The sequence below is a fragment of the Actinoplanes sp. NPDC026619 genome (assembly GCF_040638295.1).
GTDB lineage: Bacteria > Actinomycetota > Actinomycetes > Mycobacteriales > Micromonosporaceae > Actinoplanes.
Genome location: NZ_JBEZYA010000032.1, coordinates 42,389 through 59,465 on the forward strand (window position 1 = coordinate 42,389; position 17,077 = coordinate 59,465).

The following is a 17,077-nucleotide window of genomic DNA, read 5'->3' on the forward strand; positions in this document are numbered from 1 at the left end:
TTTCTCCGCATTTTTGCTTGTGATCCGGCTCTCGGAAGCGGGGGTCGGGCGCGCTGCGCGGCGCGGCCACTGAGTGCCGCACACGCACCGCACGTAGGCTGTCACCTATGACTGAGTTCGACGGCCTCCCGCTGCTTCGCTCGCCTGTGGCAATCGTCGCCTTCGAGGGCTGGAACGACGCTGCGGACGCTTCCACCGCGGCCGTGGAACACCTCGAGCAGGTGTGGCAGGCCCGAGAGGTCTCGACCATCGATCCCGAGGACTTCTACGACTTCCAGGTGAGCCGGCCCACGGTCACGATGGGCGAGGGCGAGACCCGCAAGATCGAGTGGCCGACCACCCGGTTCACCGTGGCCAGCCCCGAGGGCGCCGACCGCGACGTGGTGCTGATCCGTGGCATCGAGCCGAGCATGCGCTGGCGCACCTTCTGCGACCAGGTCCTCGAGCTCTGCCACAGCCTCGAGGTCACCCGGATCGTGCTGCTGGGCGCCCTGCTCGCCGACGTTCCCTACACCCGGCCGCTGCCGATCAGCGGCTCGGCCAGTGACAACGGTGTCGCCGACAAGTACAAGGTGGTCCCGACCCGGTACGACGGCCCCACCGGCATCGTCGGGGTGCTGCACGAGGCGGCCGGCCGGGCCGACCTGGAAGCGCTGTCGTTCTGGGTGCACGTCCCGCACTACGCGAACAACCCGCCCTGTCCGAAGGCGACGCTGGCCCTGCTCAGCCGCTTGGAGGACGTGCTCGACCTGCCGGTCCCGATGGCCGACCTGGCCGAAGAGGCGGACGAGTGGGAGAAGCGCGTGCGGGTCGCCGCCGAGCAGGACGCCGAGCTCGGCGAGTACGTCCGCGAGCTCGAGGAGCGCGTCGGCGACGAGGGCATCCAGCCGCTGACCGGCGACGAGATCGCCAGCGAGTTCGAGAAATACCTGCGCCGTCGCGGCGGCTCGGCCGGCCCCACCGCCGGCTCCTGGTAGGTCGTTGCCCGGCGTGTCGGCGCGCCGGTCACACGGCTTCAGGGCATCCTAGGAACCTAGGGGTCAGGAGGTCGTAATGACGATCAATCCCGGCGCGGCGGAGTTCCCGCACCGCCAGATCGCCGCCCAGCTGCGCGAGCGCATCCGCCGTGGCGACTGGCAGCCCGGCGAGCGGCTGCCGTCCATCCCGGCAATGGCCGAGATGTTCGGCGTGGCCAAGCAGACCGTGCAGCGCACCGTCGACCAGTTGCGCGTCGAGGGCGTCCTGATCACCAAGCCCGGCTCCGGCACCTACGTCCGCGGCACCCGGCGCCGGCTCAACCGGCTGTCCCGCGGCCGCTACGGCGCCCACCGCGGCTACCACGCCGACCTGGCCGCCCGCTATCGGCAGCAGCTGGTGTCGGTGGCCCGCGAGCCCGCTCCCCCGGAGGTCGCCGACGCGTTCGGCGTGCGCGACGGCACCGAGATGCTGGTCCGCCGGCACCTCGTGCGCGCCGACGACGCGACCGTCGAGCTCGGCGCCTCCTGGTTCCGGGTGGCGGAGACGTCCGGCACGTCGCTCGAACGGGCCGAGGCGTTCGGCCGCCCGCTCTACCAGGAGGCCGAGGAGGTGCTCGGCAAGCGCTACACGTCGGCCACCGACACGATCAGCGCCCGCCAGCCCAGCCGGGACGAGGCCGAGATCCTGCAGATCCGCCCGGACACCCCGGTGCTGCACCTGCTGCACGTGGCCTTCGACGAGACCCGCAAGCCGATCGAGGTGGCCCAGGCGACCTGGCCGGGTCCGATGACGACGCTGACCGAGGAGTACCGCATCCCGGCGCCCGTCCCGGCCCCCGACCCCGGACCGGGCCTCGCTCTGACCTGACCGGCCTCAGTTCGTCAGCAATCGCAGGGCCCGGGCGGCGGCCGCCCGCACCCGCGGGATCTCGTCGGTGAGCAGGGCGGCGATCGCCGGTTGAGCGGCATCCACCCGGTGCTGGGCGACGACCTTCGTGGCGTTCTCCCGCACCCGCCAGCTCTCGTCGGCCAGCGCGCTCAGCAGCGCCTCGACGATGTCCGGGTCGTGCGCGGCGGGGGCGTCGGGGGCGCACAGGGCCCACCGCAAACCGCGCACGCCCCAGACCCGCAGCCAGTAGCGCTGGTCCGGCGGCGCGTCCAGATAGCGCGGGCCGGCCGGGTTGCTGAGGATCTCCACCAGCTCGGGGTCGGTGTCGCCGCCGCCGATCAGGGCCAGGCAGCCGGCGACCACCTCCGGAGCGCCACGGGTCGCGCAGGCGAGTTCGATGCGCTGCTTCGGCGTGCTCGTCACGGCTTCACCGCCCCCGTAACAGCGTCACGGCGTCGCGCCCGTCACGTCGTCGCGCCCGTCACGTCGTCGCTCCCGTCATGCCCGGAGCTTACGGAGGAACCGCGGGATGTGGGTGGCCGGAAAGGCGAAGACCCGGGGAGCCTCGCGGCCCCCCGGGTCTCAGTCGCCGGCCTGGGAGGCCGGCATTACCGCTTCACGCCGGGGCTGTGCGCCCCGGCCGAATCGCGTCAGTTCAGGAGTTGCTGCCGATACCGAGAATGCCGATACCGCTGAGCAGGCTCCACTTCACATCGTGCGAGTCGATGTCGGTGCTGTTGTAGTAGGAGTAGTAGTCGCCTTCGTCATCCCAGTCACCGAGCTGCGCACCGTGGTTGTGGTGGCACTTGACCGGGTGGGCCGCGGCGGCGGAGGCGGGTCCCGCGAGAGCGAGGCTCGCGCCGGTGGCCAGCAGGAGGCCAGCGAGGTACATAACCGGACGACGCATGATAGTTCCTTTCGAGCGAAAGTATGACCAAGGAAATCTTGACTGTTTCGCCCGATTAATGTGGCTGTTTCTGGCAAAAGTACGGCGATCGCATAAAGTTTCGCCGAAATCGCCACGAAAAGGATGCGTGCTGGCTACAGTGCCCGTCCGCCACCCCTACACAGGCGAAACGGGCGCTGTTGCGCCCGTTTCGACGGAAAGTCCCTTTCGAAAGCCGAGTCAGACGCGGATGCCCAGCAGCGCATCCACCGTGCGGGACATCAGCGCCGGCGCCGACTCGTCGTCACCGGTGGCGGTCAGGGCCGCCTCGCACCAGGCGTCGACGACCGCCAGCACGGCCGGGGTGTCGAGGTCGTTGCCAAGGCTCTCGCGGACTGCCGCGAGCAGCCCCTCCCCCGACGGCCCGGTCGGGGCCACGGCCGCCGCCCGCCACCGGGCAAGCCGCTCCTCGCCCGTCTTGAGCACGTCGTCGGTCCACTCCCGGTCGGCCCGGTAGTGCCCGGACAGCAGCCCCAGCCGCACCGCCATCGGGTCGACGCCGTCGCCCCGCAGCCGCGAGACGAAGACCAGGTTGCCCTTGGACTTCGACATCTTCTCGCCGTCCAGCCCGATCATGCCGGCGTGCACGTAGTGCCCCGCGAACGGCGCCGCCCCGGTCAGCACCTCGGCGTGCGCCGCCGAGCACTCGTGGTGGGGGTAGAGCAGGTCGTTGCCGCCGCCCTGCACGTCGATCGTGTCGCCGAGCAGCCCGAGCGCGATGGTCGCGCACTCGATGTGCCAGCCCGGCCGCCCCGGACCGAGATCGCCGCCATCCCACGCCGGCTCGCCGTCACGCGCGCCGCGCCACAGCAGCGGATCGAGCGGGTCACGCTTGCCGGGCCGCTCCGGGTCGCCGCCCCGCTCGGCCGACAGGACGGTCATCTCGGCGCGCTCCAGGTTCGACTCGTAGCCGAACCGCGGTGCCGCGGCGACCGAGAAATAGACGTCGCCGGTGCCGTCGTCGAGCGTGTATGCCGCCCCCGCCGCCAGCAGCTCGCGCACGTGCCCGGCAATGGCCGGGATCGACTCGACGGCCCCCACGTAGTGCGCCGGCGGAATCATCCGCAGCGCCTCCATGTCCTCCCGGAACAGGGCGGTCTCGCGCATAGCGAGCACGATCCAGTCTTCCCCGTCACGGGCGGCGCGCTCGAGCAGCGGGTCATCGATGTCGGTGACATTCTGCACATAACGCACGTCGAAGCCGGCATCCCGCCACGCCCGGTTGACCAGGTCAAACGTGATCATCGTGGCCGCATGACCGAGATGCGTCGCGTCATAGGGCGTGATGCCACAGACATACATCGTCGCGGTCTCACCCGGCGCGGTCGGCTCCACCGCCCGGCGAGCCGTGTCAAACAGCCGCGGCGCCACCGCGTGCCCCGGCAGAGTCGGCACGTCGTGCCCGGTCCATGCGTCCATGGTCAGGAGCCTATCGAGCCCCCACGACAGAAACCGAGCCGTGAGGTTTACCTCACCACCCCACAACCCCCGCAGAGGTACGAGGGCCCGGCCGGCCCCCGCCACCCGGCCCCGCCACCTGCAACTCACCCTCCGCGCGCCCGCTGCGGGCGGGCCCGGCCCAAGCCCACCACCCGAGCCGCGCACGGCCGCTCGCCCTCCGCGCACCCATCACAGGCAGGCCCGGCCCAAGGCCGCCGGCCGAACCGTCGGCGACTGCTCGCCCACCGCCCGCCCGCTGCGGGTGGGCCCGGCCCAAGGCTGCAAACCGAACCGGGCACGGCTGCTCGCCCACCGCCCGCCCGCTGCGGGTGGGCCCGGCCCAAGGCTGCAAACCGAACCGGGCACGGCTGCTCGCCCACCGGGCGGCGCGCTACGTGCGGACCCGGCCAAGCCCGCCGACCGAGCCGGGCACGGCTGCTCGCTCGCCGCAACCGGGCGGGCGCGGCTGGTCGGCCTCCGGGCGCGCTACGTGCGGGGGCGACCCGCGGGGTCTGGCCGGGCCTTGCGTGGCAGGGCGAAGTGGGTGATGACCAGGTCGGCGGCCTCGGCTGGGAGCAGGTTGGTGTTGTCCAGGCGTAGGTGGTCGGGGTTGCCGGCGAACTCGTTGGTCGAGTTGAAGCGGTGTTCGGCCTCGTGTTGCAGCAGGAGCTCGCGGGAGCGGGGGATGTCGCGCTTCGACGGCTTTTCGGCCAGGCGCCACTCGTGCTCGTTGCGCCGTAGGCGCTCCTCCAGGCTGGTCTCCAGCTCGACGAAGAGCACCCGGCTGCCGCGGGCGCGGAAGGCCGTTGCGTAGCGTTCCACCGATTCGTCGCAGGTGGGCAGGTCGAAGGCCCAGACGTAGGTGAAGATCAGGCCGGGCAGGTCGCTGGCCGCTACCTCCTCGAACAGGGCTCGCCGGAAGCCCTCGACCAGGCGGGCGAACGGCGGCGTGCCGAACTCGAAGAAGCGCAGCACCGGCTCGATGGTCATGTGGTTGTGGAAGAGCGGGAAACCGGTGCGCTCCGAGATTTCGTGGCCCACGGCCATTTTGCCCACCGCCGGTGGGCCGATGATGAACAGCAATGTCGGGTCGGGCACGCCGCGAGGTTATCGGGACCTGCCGGGCGGCGGCCGCCCATTTTTGCGGGAGCGGCGTGGGGGCCGGGCCCGCCCGGTGGCGGCGCGCGGAGGGTGAGCGGTGATCAGCCGGGCGGGAAATGCGGGACTTGGCTACGCCGTATTTTATGAATCAGACCGGGGGCCACGGAATGGCCGGCCAATCCTGCGGGGGCTTGGGGAAACGGCCCGCTCTTTGCAGTCGCCGCACGCGCAGGCGGATGTGCTGGACCTCGGCGAGTGTCAGGTGTTCTTCCAGGGTTGCGCCCAGCGTGCTGTCGAGGTTGGCTGACAATGCCGCCAGGACCTCGGTTGCCTCGGCGATCAGCGATTTTCCGGTCCAGCCCCAGAGGACCGTGCGCAATTTGTTTTCGACGTGGAAGCTCACGCCGTGGTCGACGCCGTGGATTGCGCCGGTGGCCGGGTAAAGGACGTGGCCGCCTTTGCGGTCGGCATTGTTGATGATCGCGTCGAAGACGGCCAGGCGGGCCAGGCGGGGGTCGTCGGCGTGGGCCAAAGCGTAGGCGTCGCCGTCGTCGTCGCGGGCGTTGGCCACCGCGATCCAGCCCTGGGGGACGTCGTAGGCCGGGACGAAGCCGATCAGGGACTCGGCGTCGTCGGGCTCGTCGATCCACAGTTGCAGGGCGCCGACGCCGAGCGGGCCGTCGCGCAGGATCGTCGGCGGGACCAGGCCCCAGCCGGTCGCCTGGGAGACCAGGTAGGCCGAGACCTCGCGGCCGGCCAGAGTGCCGTCGGGGAAATCCCAGAGTGGGCGCTCGCCGCGGACCGGTTTGTACACGCAGCGGCGGGTCACCCCGTCGAGGGTGATCTCGGCCCGCAGCGTGGTGTTGGAAGCGTCGACCAGGCGCCCCTCGATCTCGATCTGCCCGCGGGCGAGCAACTCCAGGGCGTCGCTCTCCGCCAGGGCGGCCGCGGGCTCGGTGGTCACCGGTGGTAGCCGTTGTGCCGGGGGCAGAGGTGGCCGGCCGGGTCGAGCGGCTGGCCGCAGAGCGGGCACGGTGGGCGGCCGGCGGCCACGACGCGGCGGGCGCGGTCGATGAACGCCCGGGTGGCCTCGGGGCTCAGGCGGACCCGCAGGCGGTCGAGGTCGTCGTCGGGCTCTTCGTCATCGTCGTCGTCATCGTCGTCGGGGGTGGCCTCGTCGGCCTCGTCGTCGGCCTCGCCCAGCTCGATCTCGACCTCGGCCTCGCCGGCCTCGATCGCCTCGATCACGACGGTGCCGCTGTCGACGTCGAAGGCCAGGCCCAGCGTGCCGACGCGGAACTCCTCGTCGACCGGGGTGTCGAGCGGCTCGTTGTCGTGCACGGCGAGGATCGGGGCGTCGGGGAGGTCGACGCCGAAGCGCTTGTTGGCCTCGACTAGGAGCTCCTCGAGCTTTTCGGCGAGGAGCGACACCTGGACCTTCTCCAGGGCGACGCTGACCACCCGCCCGGCGCCGCGGGCCTGGAGGAAGAACGTGCGGTCGCCCGGCTCGCCCACCGTCCCGGCCACGAACCGCTCGGGCGGCTCGAACGAGTGCACCTGGTGGCTCATGAGAACAACCCTATCGACCCTTTCCCGGGATCGCTCACCCTGCGTGCCCCGGTTCGCCGAGGGCGCAACCAACACCCACCTGGGGTAACACGCCGGTCACACAGCGCCGCTCCCGGCCCCTCCGCCGACCGCGGCGTCCGAGTCGGTGGTGGCCGATTTGGGCGGAATGAGGGAGGCCAGGTCGCCGCCCTCGTTGACCCGCACCACGAACGGCCGGGTCGGGGTGTAGCGGATCACGCTGATCGAGGCCGGGTCGGCGACGATCCGCTGGAACTGGTCGAGGTGCAGGCCGAGGGCGTCGGCGATGATGGCCTTGATCACATCGCCGTGCGAGCAGGCGAGCCAGAGCGCCTCGGGGCCGTGCTCGGCGGTGATCTTCGCGTCCCAGCGGCGGATCGTCGCGATGGCCCGGGCCGACATGTCGGACATCGCCTCGCCGTTCGGGAAGACCGCCGCGCTCGGGTGCTGCTGCACGACCGGCCAGAGCGGCTCCTTGCTCAGCTCCTTGAGCGGGCGCCCCTCCCAGTCGCCGTAACCGCACTCGGTGAGGCCCTCGTCCTCGATCACCTCCGCGGCGGGCAGGACGATCTCGACGGTGTTGCGGCAGCGCTTCAGCGGGCTGGACACGACCGCGGCCAGGGGCAGGGCGCGCAACCGCTCCCCCGCGCGTTCGGCCTGTTTGCGGCCGGTCTCGTCGAGGTCGACCGGGCGGCGGCCGGCCAGCTCACCGGTCGCGTTGGCAGTCGTGCGGCCGTGCCGCAGCAGCAGGACGGTAGCCACTATTGAGCCACACCCGACTCTTCGTACGCCTCGGCGACGATCCGCAAGGTGTCGATGCCGCTTTTCAGATCACCCACGTACGGCGAGATCGACAGGGTGCCGACGCCGGCCGCGGCGTACTGCTTGATGCGTTCCTTGACCTGGATCTTGTTGCCGACGATCGAGGTGCGCTCGATGAACTCCTGCGGGATCGCCTCGGCCGCCTCGGCCTTCTGGCCGCTGAGGTAGAGGTCCTGCACCTTCTTGGCGGCATCGGCGTAACCCATCCGGACCGCGAGCTGGTTGTAGAAGTTTTGCTCCCGGCTGCCCATGCCGCCCACGTAGAGCGCCGCGTAGGGCCGGACCACGTCGGCGCACCAGGCGGTGTTGTCGCCGATCACGACCGGCACGGTGGGCGCCACGTCGAAGCCGGTCAGTCCGAGGCCGCGCTTGGCCCGGCCACGCTCGATTTGCTGCAGGTACTCGCCGGCGGCGTCGGGTGCGAAGAAGATCGCCAGCCAGCCGTCGGCGATCTCGCCGGCCAGCTCCAGGTTCTTCGGGCCGACCGCGGCCAGGTAGATCGGGATCTCCGTGCGCGGCGGGCGGAAGCCCAGCTTGAGGGCCTTGCCCGGTCCGTCGGGAAGCGGCAGCGTGTGGAACTCGCCCTGGTAGGAGACCGGCTCGCGGGCGATCGCCATCTTGACGATGTCGACGTATTCCCGGGTGCGCTGCAGCGGCTTGGCGAACCGCACGCCGTGCCAGCCCTCGGAGACCTGCGGGCCGGAGACGCCCAGGCCGAGCCGGAAGCGGCCGCCGGAGAGCGCGTCGATGGTGGCGGCGGTCATCGCGGTCATCGCCGGGGTGCGCGCCGGGATCTGCATGACGGCCGCGCCGACGTCGATCTGCCGGGTCTGGCCGGCCACCCAGGCGAGCATGCTGACCGCGTCCGACCCATACGCCTCGGCCGCCCAGGCCACCGCGAAGCCGAGCCGATCCGCCTCCTGGGCCATCGCCAGGTGATCGGCGGGCGTCGTCCACGCCGACTGATAGCCGAGGTTGATTCCGAGCCGCACAACGTCCTCCAGGTGCCGGTGATCCTGTTACCGAGCCTATCCACCCACGCTGCGTAGTTTCCGTCCGGTAACCGACCCGGTTGACCTGGGACTGAGCATTTTCCTGGGGACACAGTCCGAATAAGGTTCACTCATGCAACAGCGACCGCTCGGCCGAAGCGGGCTGGCGGTCTCCCGGCTGGCCCTCGGCACCATGACCTGGGGCCGTGACACCGACCCCGACGACGCGGCCGCTCAGCTCAAGATCTTCGTCGAGGCCGGTGGCACGACCATCGACACCGCGGACGTCTACGGCGACGGCGACGCCGAGGCGGTGATCGGCTCCCTGCTCGACCATCTGGTGCCGCGCGACGAAGTGATCATCGCCACCAAGGCCGGCCTCACCCCGCACGGTTACCGCCGCCGTGACGGCTCTCGGGGCAATCTGCTGCGCTCGCTGGACACGTCGCTGCGCCGGCTCGGCACCGACTACATCGATCTGTGGCAGGTGCACGGGCCCGATCCGCAGACCCCGCTCGAGGAGACCCTGTCGGCGCTCGACCACGCGGTCTCGTCCGGCCGGGTCCGCTACGTCGGCGTCTCCAACTTCGCCGCCTGGCAGACCGTGCGCGCCGCCACGTGGCAGACCGCCTACCCGGGCCGGGCCCCGATCGTCGCCACCCAGATGGAGTATTCGTTGCTGGAACGCGGCATCGAGCGCGAGCTGCTGCCGGCCGGCGCCGCCCTCGGTTTCGGGCTGCTGGCCTGGTCACCGCTCGGTCGCGGCGTGCTCACCGGGAAATATCGCAACGGCCGGCCGCTCGACTCGCGGGCCGCCACCGAGCACCTGGCCGCGTTCGTGCAGACCTATCTGGAGCCACGCAGCTCCAGCATCGTGCAGGCGGTGGTGACCGCGGCCGCCGGGCTGGGCGTCTCGCCGCTCGAGGTGGCGATCGCGTGGGTGCGCGACCGGCCGGGCGTGGCGGCGCCGATTCTGGGCGCCCGCACCGCCGGGCAGCTACAGGGCGCGCTGCTGAGCGAGGAGCTGACCCTGCCCGCCGAAATCGCCCAGGCGCTCGACGACGTGTCGGCCATCGACGTCGGATATCCGGAGCGTGAGGGTGTCGGTTACCCAGGCCGGCAGGGGTAGCCGACGCACGATCGTCCGGCGCATATTAGAGGCCATGGACTACGAATACGCGCCGCTGCGGTTGCCTTCAAATGTCGATCGGTTGACCGCGGCGGCGCAGCTCGCCATCCAAGCGGAGTTCTCCGGCTGGGAGTTGGCCCGGGTCCAGCTTTTCCGCGACGGCACCCGAAAAGTGGTGCTGCGTCGCCGGGTGCAGAACAACTCCCAGCCGGGACTGTCGTACTAAAAACTAGTGGTTGTGCCCCGCGTGGTCCTCTTCCTCATCGGGCAGGAAGGGATGCTCGTCGAGGCGGCCCACCAGAAGGTCACCCTCCCGGGGTGCGAAGGGTCCGTCGCCGTCCGAGTCCTCGTAGGCCTCGAGGTCCAGCGGCTCGGCGATCTCGCTCACGGTGAGCAGGCCGTCGAGCGGCTCCAGCTCGGGCACATCAAGCGACGAGAGTGAGCCGTCGCCGGCCTGCAGCAGCTCCAGCACGGCCTCGCCGACCGACTCGACCGCGCCGGCGTCCTCGTCCTCCGGCACCGAGTTGCGCCGGGCCGCGTCAGCCACCCGCAGCAGGGCCGCGACGCTGGGCACGCGGTAGTCGCGCCGCTGCCGGACCGAGATCACCTGAGGGTACGGGTCGGTCGACTCGGTGGCGTCGAAACCGTCCACGCCCAGGCCGAAGCGCTGGTCTGCCTCGTCCGGGTCGATCGATTCGACGTCCCACGGTGTGACCTCGCCGAACGCATCGAGCAGCTTCTCGTCGTACGCGAACGAGGCGTTGTTGAGGTTGACGTACGCCTGCCAGACGTCGTCGTCGTCGATGCGGCCGGCGGCCGCCTTGACCGCCGCGAGATGCGCCTTGGCGGCCTCGACGACCGCTTCGAGGGCGGCATCGAGTTCCGCGTTCTGGTCGGTCATCTATCGGGTCCTTCCGGGAAAAACGGCAAAATCAGCTGTTTCGGAGCAAGCGGTCCAGGACACGCACGCCGAACTCTAGTCCCTCCACCGGAACGCGCTCGTCGATGCCATGGAACAGCGCGGCGAAGTTGAGCTCCGGGGGCAGGCGCAGCGGCGCGAACCCGAAACAGTTGATGCCGAGCGTCGCGAACGCCTTCGCGTCGGTGCCGCCGGACATCAGATAGGGCACCGTGCGGGCGCCCGGGTCCTCCGCCCGCAGGGCCGCGCCCATGGCGTCGACCAGGGCGCCGCCGAACTCGGTCTCGACGGCCGGCTGCTGGTGCTTGTGCTCGATCTCGATGTCCGGACCGATGATCTCGCGCAGCTCGGCGAGGAAGGATTCGGCCTGGCCGGGCAGGGTGCGGCAGTCGATCGTGGCGGACGCCCGGCCCGGGATCACGTTGTCCTTGTAACCCGCGTCCAGCCGGGTCGGGTTGGCCGTGTTGCGGATCGTGGCGCCGATCAGGTTGGCGATCGGGCCCAGCTTCGAGACCGCCAGCTCCGGGTCGTCCGGGTCGAGCTCGATGCCGAGCGCGTCGGAGACCTCCTCCAGGAAGCGGCGCACGGTCGGGGTGATCACGATCGGGAAGCGGTGCCGGCCGACGGCGGCGACGGCCTCGGCGAGGTCGGTGACCGCGTTGTCGTCGTGGATGAACGAGCCGTGCCCGGGGCGGCCGGTGGCGTGCAGCTTCAGCCAGTCGAGGCCCTTCTCGGCGGTCTGCACCAGATAGAGGCGCAGATTCTCGTTCACCGTGTACGAGTAGCCGCCGACCTCGCCGATCGCCTCGGTGCAGCCCTCGAGCAGGTCGCGGTGCTTCTCGACGAGGAACTGCGAGCCGAACTGCATGCCGGCCTCCTCGTCGGCCGTGTACGCGATCACGATGTCGCGGGGCGGGACGTAGCCGGTGCGCTGCCAGTCGCGGACGACGGCCAGCATCATGGCGTCGAAGTCCTTCATGTCGATCGCGCCGCGGCCCCACAGGAAGCCGTCCTTCTCCTCGCCGGCGAACGGCGGCACCGACCACTCGGAGGCGTCGGCGGGCACGACGTCGAGGTGGCCGTGCACGAGCAGCGCGCCGCGGCTGCGGTCGGCGCCGGGGATGCGGGCGATCAGGTTGGCCCGGGTGGGCGCGGACTCGTGGATCTCGTAGGTGATGCCGACCTCGTCGAGCTTCGCCGCCACGTACTCGGCGGCGACGCGTTCCCCGACCGTGGTGTCGGCATCGCCGGTGTTGGTGGTGTCGATGCGCAGCAGGTCACGGCAGATGTCCGTGACCTCCGCGGCGGCGGTGGTCTCCATCGCCCCTTCTTACCAGGTGTTTGACATTTCATCCGGTCGGGTACCGCGGCGGCCGTGTCCGCCTTGAATCTTCCTCCGCTTCCCCCGGTCGGGGGCGAGACCACCGGCCGCAACGTCGTCGACGTGCTCAACCAGCAGCACCGCGACCTGATCGAGCTCAGCGACCTGCTCAAAGCTGAGCCCGACTCCCCCAAACTGAAAAGCGTCATGATCGCCGAGCTGTCCCGGCACCTGTCGGCCGAGGAGCAGTACCTCTATCCGGCCATCCGGAAGGCGGTGCCCGGCGGCGAGGATCTCGCGGCCCGGGAACTGGCCGAGGACCACGCCCTGCTCGTGCTGCTGCAGCGACTCGACAAGGGTGAGCCGGCCGTCGATGAGGTAGCCGAGGCGGTGCGACGGCACGTTGCCGCCGACGCCGAGGAGTTACTCCCCGTGCTCATGCAGATGGTTCCGGTCGAGGACTTGATTCGGGTCGGAAATCGCGTGGAGACCGCCGCCGAGGCCGCACCGACCCGGCCGCACCCCGGCACCCCGTCCGCCCCGCCGTGGAACAAGATCGTCGACCCGGCCGTCGCGGTAACCGACAAATTGCGGGATGTCGTGACTCGACGTACGACGTACCTCAGAGATTTGTAAGGTTCGTGTAAGGGTTTTTGTGAGGTTACCAGCCGGTTCCGTAACCGTTTTGTCACATGTGGAGGATCTTTCGGCAGGCTCCAGGGCTAGCCTTCGATGCATTTGAGGACCTAACGTCACGCTATGAACCTGGAGCTGCGGCATCTCAAGGTGGTCGTTGCCATCGCGGAAACCGGCAGCGTGACCAAGGCAGCGTCACAGCTCGGACTCGCCCAGCCGGCCTTGACCGCGCAGTTACAGCGCATCGAACGCACTCTCGGCGGACCACTGTTCGAGCGGGACCGCCGCGGCGCCCGGCCCACGGCTCTGGGTGAGCTCGTCCTCTCCCGCGCCCGGGTCCTGCTGCCGGCCATGAAGGGCCTGCAGGACGAAGCGGCCCGGCTGGCCGGCTCCTCCGGTTCGGACACGATGAGCCGCTATCGCATCGGGGCGCTCGGCGGCCCGATCCTCGGCGGCATGGTCTACCGGCTCTCCACGATCCAGCCCGACGCGCAGATCACCACCCACGCGTCGTACTACGTGGAGGAACTCGCCACCATGCTGCAGGGTGGCAAGCTCGACTACGCCCAGGTGGGCGTCTGCGGCGACGCCATGCCCTCGGCCGACTACGGCCTGGTCTGGCAGACCGTCGCGGTCGACGCGGTGTGTGTCCTGATGCCCGACGACCACCCGGCCGCCAAGGCCGTCGACGTCGACCTGGCCGAGCTGGCCCACGAGCAGTGGGCGGGCGGCACCGGCGACGGCTGCTTCGCCGACTGCTTCGCGGCGGCCTGCGCCCGGGCCGGCTTCACCCCGCGCCGGGTTCTCGAGAGCGACGTGCGCGGCTGCGTCGACATGGTCGAGTCGGGGCTGGCGCTCGGCCTGTGCCAGCCGACGTTCCGGCCGCCGGCCGGGCTGACCTCGCGGCCGATGCGTGGCGCACCGCTGCGCTGGCGGCAGGTGCTCGGCTGGCACCCGGAGTCGCCGGCCGCCCGCAGCGCGACCAAGCTGATCGAGATGGCCGAGGAGGCCTACCAGGAGGTCGTGTCCCGCAATCCGCTCTATGTCGAGTGGACGAAGGAATACCCGCACCTCGGCGGCGGCGTGCCCGACAACATGGCCCCGCTCAGCGCGAGCTGAACGGGGCCGATGCCGGCCTTACTGGAGCGATGCGGGCGCGGGCGAGCTCACGTCGAAGCTGAGCGTGCCGTCCGCCACCTCGACCCGCACGGTCTGACCCGGGGCCAGGTCGGCGGCGAGCAGCAGCCTCGACAGCCGGTTGTCCAGCTCACGCTGGATGGTCCGGCGCAGCGGCCGGGCGCCGAACTCGGGCTGGAAGCCCTTGTCCGCCAGCCAGTCCACCGCGTCCGTGCTGATCTCCATGGTCACGTCCTGCGCGTGCAGCCGGCGCCGAGTCTCCTGCAGCATCAGCTCGGTGATCTGCCGCAACTGGTCGGTCTCCAGCTGCCGGAAGACGATGATCTCGTCGATCCGGTTGATGAACTCGGGCCGCAGCTGGTCCTTGAGCCGCTTGTCGAGCCGGCTCCGCAGTTCCGCGTCCGCGCCGTCGAACGACGACCCGAACCCGACGCTGCGCCGCGTTCCGCTGATGATGTCCGAGCCGATGTTGCTCGTCATGATCAGCACGGTGTTCTTGAACGACACCGTCCGGCCCTGGCTGTCGGTCAGCCGCCCGTCGTCCAGCACCTGGAGCAGGATGTTGAACACGTCCGGGTGCGCCTTCTCGATCTCGTCGAGCAGCACGACGCTGTACGGGCGGCGGCGGACCGCCTCGGTGAGCTGCCCGGCCTCGTCGTAACCGACGTAACCGGGAGGCGCGCCGACCAGCCGCGACACGGTGTGCCGCTCCTGGAACTCGCTCATGTCGAGCCGGATCATCCGGTCCGAGTCACCGAACAGCGCCTCCGCGAGCGAACGCGCCAGCTCGGTCTTGCCGACCCCGGTCGGGCCGAGGAACAGGAAGCTGCCCACCGGCCGGTTCGGGTCGCCCAGTCCGGCCCGCGAGCGGCGGACCGCCTCGGCGACCGCCTCGACGGCGTCGTCCTGGCCGACCACCCGGTCGTGCAGGTGCCCCTCGAGGCGCAGCAGGCGCTCCCGCTCCTCCTCGGTGAGCTGCGACACCGGGATGCCGGTGGCCCGGGAGACCACCTCGGCGATGTCCGCGTCGGTGACCTGCGGAATGCCGTCCTTGGCAACCGTCGCCGAGTCGATCTTGGCGCGCAGAGCGTTCATCCGGTCGCGCAGTTCCGACGCCTTCTCGTAGTTCTCGGCGGCCACCGCCTGGTCCCGGTCCCGGGACAACTGCTCCAGCTCGCGCTCGTCCTCACGCGTGTCAGCTGACGGCGTCTTCACCCGCAGACGGACCCGCGCGCCGGCCTGGTCGATCAGGTCGATCGCCTTGTCCGGCAGGAACCGGTCGGTGATGTAGCGGTCGGACAGCTCCGCCGCCGCATCCAGGGCCGCGTCGGTGATGCGTACCTGATGGTGTGCCTCGTAGTTGTCGCGAAGCCCACGCAGGATCGCCACCGTGTCCTCGACGCTCGGCTCGCCGATCAGCACCGGCTGGAACCGCCGCGCCAGGGCCGCGTCCTTCTCGATGTTCTTGCGGTACTCGTCGAGTGTGGTCGCGCCGACCACCCGCAGCTGCCCGCGGGCGAGGGCCGGCTTCAGCATGTTCGAAGCGTCCATGCCGCCGCCGTCACCGCCGCCGCCACCGGCGCCCACCAGGGTGTGGATCTCGTCGAGGAAGACGATCAGTCCGTCGCCCTCGTTCTGGATCTCGTCGATGACCTTGCGCATCCGCTCCTCGAAGTCGCCCCGGTAGCGGGTGCCCGCGACCAGGCCGGCCAGGTCGAGCTGGATGACCCGCTTGCCCTCCAGGGTCAGCGGCACCTCACCGTCCACGATGCGCTGGGCCAGGCCCTCGACCACGGCGGTCTTGCCGACGCCGGCCTCGCCGATCAGCACCGGGTTGTTCTTGGTGCGCCGGGACAGGATCTCCACGGCCTGCTCGATCTCGTCGGCCCGGCCGATGACCGGGTCGATCTCGCCGCGGCGGGCCATCTCGGTGAGGTCCACGCCGTACTGCTCGAGCGTCGGGGTTTTGCCGTTTCCGGCCGGCGCCGTTCGAGCAGCGGGCTGCGGTTCGCCGCCCTGGAGCGCCTGCGGGTCGAGCTTGCCCTGGAGAAGGCGGCCGGCCGCCGAGTCCGGGTTGAGGCCGAGCGCCATCAGGATGTGCTCCGGCCCGATGTACGAGGAATCCAGCGCCCGGGAGATCTGCAGGCTGTCCAGCAGAGCCCGCTTGGCCTGCGGAGTCAGCGCCACCTGGTCCGGCGGGTTCTCCCGGATCCCGGCCGGGCGGCCCAGCGCGGTCAGCAGCGCCTCGGGGTCGGCGCCGGCCCGGCGAACGGTCTGCTTCATCGCGTCCTGCTGCAGCGCGCCCCACAGGAGGTGGTCGGTGTCCAGATCGGCAATGCCACGATCCGGGTCGGCGAGCTCAGCGGCACGGCGGGCGGCTGCGGAAAGCACCTCACGAGCGTCGCCGCTCATGTACTTGGTGATGTCGATGCGCTGCTGCCGGCGCGGCTCCGCCGCCCCGAAGAAGCGCGAGAACAGGTCGTCCCAGTTGCCGGGTCCACCCGGTCCGATCGGTCCGATGCTCATAAGTCTTCTTCTCTCTCGGTACGTCCGTTGCCCCCCGGTCAGCGCCAAGGTCCACGGGATAATTCCCAAGACTTGACACGAGTAGGCTCAACTTCATGACCGTACCTCTGGTGATCGTCGACGGGGCCAACGTCGTCGGATCCGCCCCCGACGGCTGGTGGCGAGACCGCGCGGCAGCGGCAATTCGCCTGCGTGATGCCCTTGCGGCGGTCATCCCGGCCGGCCTCCCGGAGCTGCCCGGCCCGGTCGAGGTCACGCTGGTGGTCGAAGGAAAGGCCAAGGACATCCCGCAGGCTGAGAGCGGCGTCACGGTGGCCCGGGCGCCGCATTCCGGCGACGACAAGATCGTGGATTTGGTACGGGATTCGAGCCGCGACCGCCGAATCGTGGTCGTCACGGCCGACCGAGCCCTACGCGATCGCGTCCAGGCGCTGGGCGCCGAGGTGCGGGGTCCCTCGGCGGTCCCCCGCCGTTAAGCTGTGCCGATGATCGCCCCGGCCGCCCCCGTCTCCGGGGCTCGCCGCGCCTCGGCGGCGGCCCTGCTGGTGCTCGCCCGCTGGGTCACGCCCGATCTGCCGCTCTACGGCAACGACCACGACCGCGGCGACTTCGCTCCCTGACCGCCTCAGCGCGGCCTTCTCCTTTCCTTCTCATC

General features: G+C 70.6%; 19 protein-coding genes. 8 read left to right on the forward strand and 11 right to left on the reverse strand.

Features of this window, described 5'->3' with window-relative positions; all coding sequences use genetic code 11:
• Positions 1–107 precede the first annotated feature (107 nt).
• Complete coding sequence (locus AB0E90_RS43285) at positions 108–977, forward strand: PAC2 family protein (protein WP_360418161.1); 870 nt, start codon at positions 108–110, stop codon at positions 975–977.
• A 76-nt stretch (positions 978–1,053) separates the two neighbouring features.
• Positions 1,054–1,845 (forward strand): GntR family transcriptional regulator, encoded by a 792-nt coding sequence (locus AB0E90_RS43290; RefSeq protein ID WP_360418162.1) that lies wholly within the window; start codon positions 1,054–1,056, stop codon positions 1,843–1,845.
• 6 nt (positions 1,846–1,851) lie between these two features.
• Here AB0E90_RS43290 and AB0E90_RS43295 read toward each other — a convergent pair whose 3' ends face one another.
• The 8 genes from AB0E90_RS43295 to AB0E90_RS43330 all read right to left on the reverse strand — a co-directional run bounded on the left by AB0E90_RS43295 (position 1,852) and on the right by AB0E90_RS43330 (position 8,754).
• Positions 1,852–2,289 (reverse strand): HEAT repeat domain-containing protein, encoded by a 438-nt coding sequence (locus AB0E90_RS43295; protein WP_360418163.1) that lies wholly within the window; start codon positions 2,287–2,289, stop codon positions 1,852–1,854.
• A gap of 232 nt (positions 2,290–2,521) precedes the next feature.
• Positions 2,522–2,773: a hypothetical protein gene (locus AB0E90_RS43300; protein WP_360418164.1), complete on the reverse strand. Its 252-nt coding sequence runs from the start codon at positions 2,771–2,773 to the stop codon at positions 2,522–2,524.
• Between the two features lie 219 nt (positions 2,774–2,992).
• Positions 2,993–4,231 carry a cysteine--1-D-myo-inosityl 2-amino-2-deoxy-alpha-D-glucopyranoside ligase gene (gene mshC, locus AB0E90_RS43305; protein WP_360418165.1) on the reverse strand — a complete coding sequence of 413 codons (1,239 nt, stop codon included), beginning with the start codon at positions 4,229–4,231 and terminating at the stop codon, positions 2,993–2,995.
• 507 nt (positions 4,232–4,738) lie between these two features.
• Positions 4,739–5,350, reverse strand: a complete 612-nt coding sequence (locus AB0E90_RS43310; protein ID WP_360418166.1) for an AAA family ATPase — start codon at positions 5,348–5,350, stop codon at positions 4,739–4,741.
• A 151-nt stretch (positions 5,351–5,501) separates the two neighbouring features.
• A complete protein-coding gene (locus tag AB0E90_RS43315; RefSeq protein ID WP_360418215.1) occupies positions 5,502–6,293 on the reverse strand; it encodes an SCO1664 family protein in 792 nt (263 codons plus the stop codon).
• 20 nt (positions 6,294–6,313) lie between these two features.
• Positions 6,314–6,922 (reverse strand): DUF3090 domain-containing protein, encoded by a 609-nt coding sequence (locus tag AB0E90_RS43320; protein ID WP_360418167.1) that lies wholly within the window; start codon positions 6,920–6,922, stop codon positions 6,314–6,316.
• A 96-nt stretch (positions 6,923–7,018) separates the two neighbouring features.
• On the reverse strand, positions 7,019–7,702 hold the full coding sequence (locus tag AB0E90_RS43325; protein WP_360418168.1) for a histidine phosphatase family protein: 684 nt from the start codon (positions 7,700–7,702) through the stop codon (positions 7,019–7,021).
• Positions 7,702–8,754, reverse strand: a complete 1,053-nt coding sequence (locus AB0E90_RS43330; RefSeq protein WP_360418170.1) for an LLM class F420-dependent oxidoreductase — start codon at positions 8,752–8,754, stop codon at positions 7,702–7,704. Before AB0E90_RS43330 ends, AB0E90_RS43325 begins: the two co-directional genes overlap by 1 nt.
• Before the next feature lie 133 nt (positions 8,755–8,887).
• On the opposite strand from AB0E90_RS43330, the gene AB0E90_RS43335 reads away from it, so the two are divergent.
• On the forward strand, positions 8,888–9,883 hold the full coding sequence (locus AB0E90_RS43335; RefSeq protein ID WP_360418171.1) for an aldo/keto reductase: 996 nt from the start codon (positions 8,888–8,890) through the stop codon (positions 9,881–9,883).
• A gap of 34 nt (positions 9,884–9,917) precedes the next feature.
• Positions 9,918–10,109: a DUF5703 family protein gene (locus AB0E90_RS43340; RefSeq protein WP_360418172.1), complete on the forward strand. Its 192-nt coding sequence runs from the start codon at positions 9,918–9,920 to the stop codon at positions 10,107–10,109.
• A 3-nt stretch (positions 10,110–10,112) separates the two neighbouring features.
• Here the strand turns inward: AB0E90_RS43340 and AB0E90_RS43345 are convergent, their stop codons facing one another.
• Positions 10,113–10,784, reverse strand: a complete 672-nt coding sequence (locus AB0E90_RS43345) for a hypothetical protein (RefSeq protein ID WP_360418173.1) — start codon at positions 10,782–10,784, stop codon at positions 10,113–10,115.
• A 31-nt stretch (positions 10,785–10,815) separates the two neighbouring features.
• The gene (locus AB0E90_RS43350) at positions 10,816–12,123 is read right to left on the reverse strand and encodes a M20/M25/M40 family metallo-hydrolase (RefSeq protein WP_360418174.1); all 1,308 of its coding nucleotides are present in this window, start codon (positions 12,121–12,123) and stop codon (positions 10,816–10,818) included.
• Positions 12,124–12,177: 54 nt separating this feature from the next.
• Here AB0E90_RS43350 and AB0E90_RS43355 point away from each other — a divergent pair, with 54 nt between their 5' ends.
• Together AB0E90_RS43355 and AB0E90_RS43360 are read left to right on the forward strand one after the other, a co-directional pair.
• Positions 12,178–12,759 (forward strand): hemerythrin domain-containing protein, encoded by a 582-nt coding sequence (locus tag AB0E90_RS43355; RefSeq protein WP_360418175.1) that lies wholly within the window; start codon positions 12,178–12,180, stop codon positions 12,757–12,759.
• A gap of 123 nt (positions 12,760–12,882) precedes the next feature.
• Positions 12,883–13,878: a LysR family transcriptional regulator gene (locus tag AB0E90_RS43360; RefSeq protein ID WP_360418176.1), complete on the forward strand. Its 996-nt coding sequence runs from the start codon at positions 12,883–12,885 to the stop codon at positions 13,876–13,878.
• 18 nt (positions 13,879–13,896) lie between these two features.
• Here AB0E90_RS43360 and AB0E90_RS43365 read toward each other — a convergent pair whose 3' ends face one another.
• Positions 13,897–16,422: an ATP-dependent Clp protease ATP-binding subunit gene (locus AB0E90_RS43365; RefSeq protein WP_360418177.1), complete on the reverse strand. Its 2,526-nt coding sequence runs from the start codon at positions 16,420–16,422 to the stop codon at positions 13,897–13,899.
• Positions 16,423–16,517: 95 nt separating this feature from the next.
• Here AB0E90_RS43365 and AB0E90_RS43370 point away from each other — a divergent pair, with 95 nt between their 5' ends.
• Together AB0E90_RS43370 and AB0E90_RS43375 are read left to right on the forward strand one after the other, a co-directional pair.
• Entirely contained in the window at positions 16,518–16,898 is a 381-nt protein-coding gene (locus AB0E90_RS43370; RefSeq protein WP_360418178.1) for a hypothetical protein, read from the forward strand.
• Positions 16,899–16,907: 9 nt separating this feature from the next.
• Positions 16,908–17,042 (forward strand): hypothetical protein, encoded by a 135-nt coding sequence (locus tag AB0E90_RS43375; protein ID WP_360418179.1) that lies wholly within the window; start codon positions 16,908–16,910, stop codon positions 17,040–17,042.
• Positions 17,043–17,077: the final 35 nt, after the last annotated feature.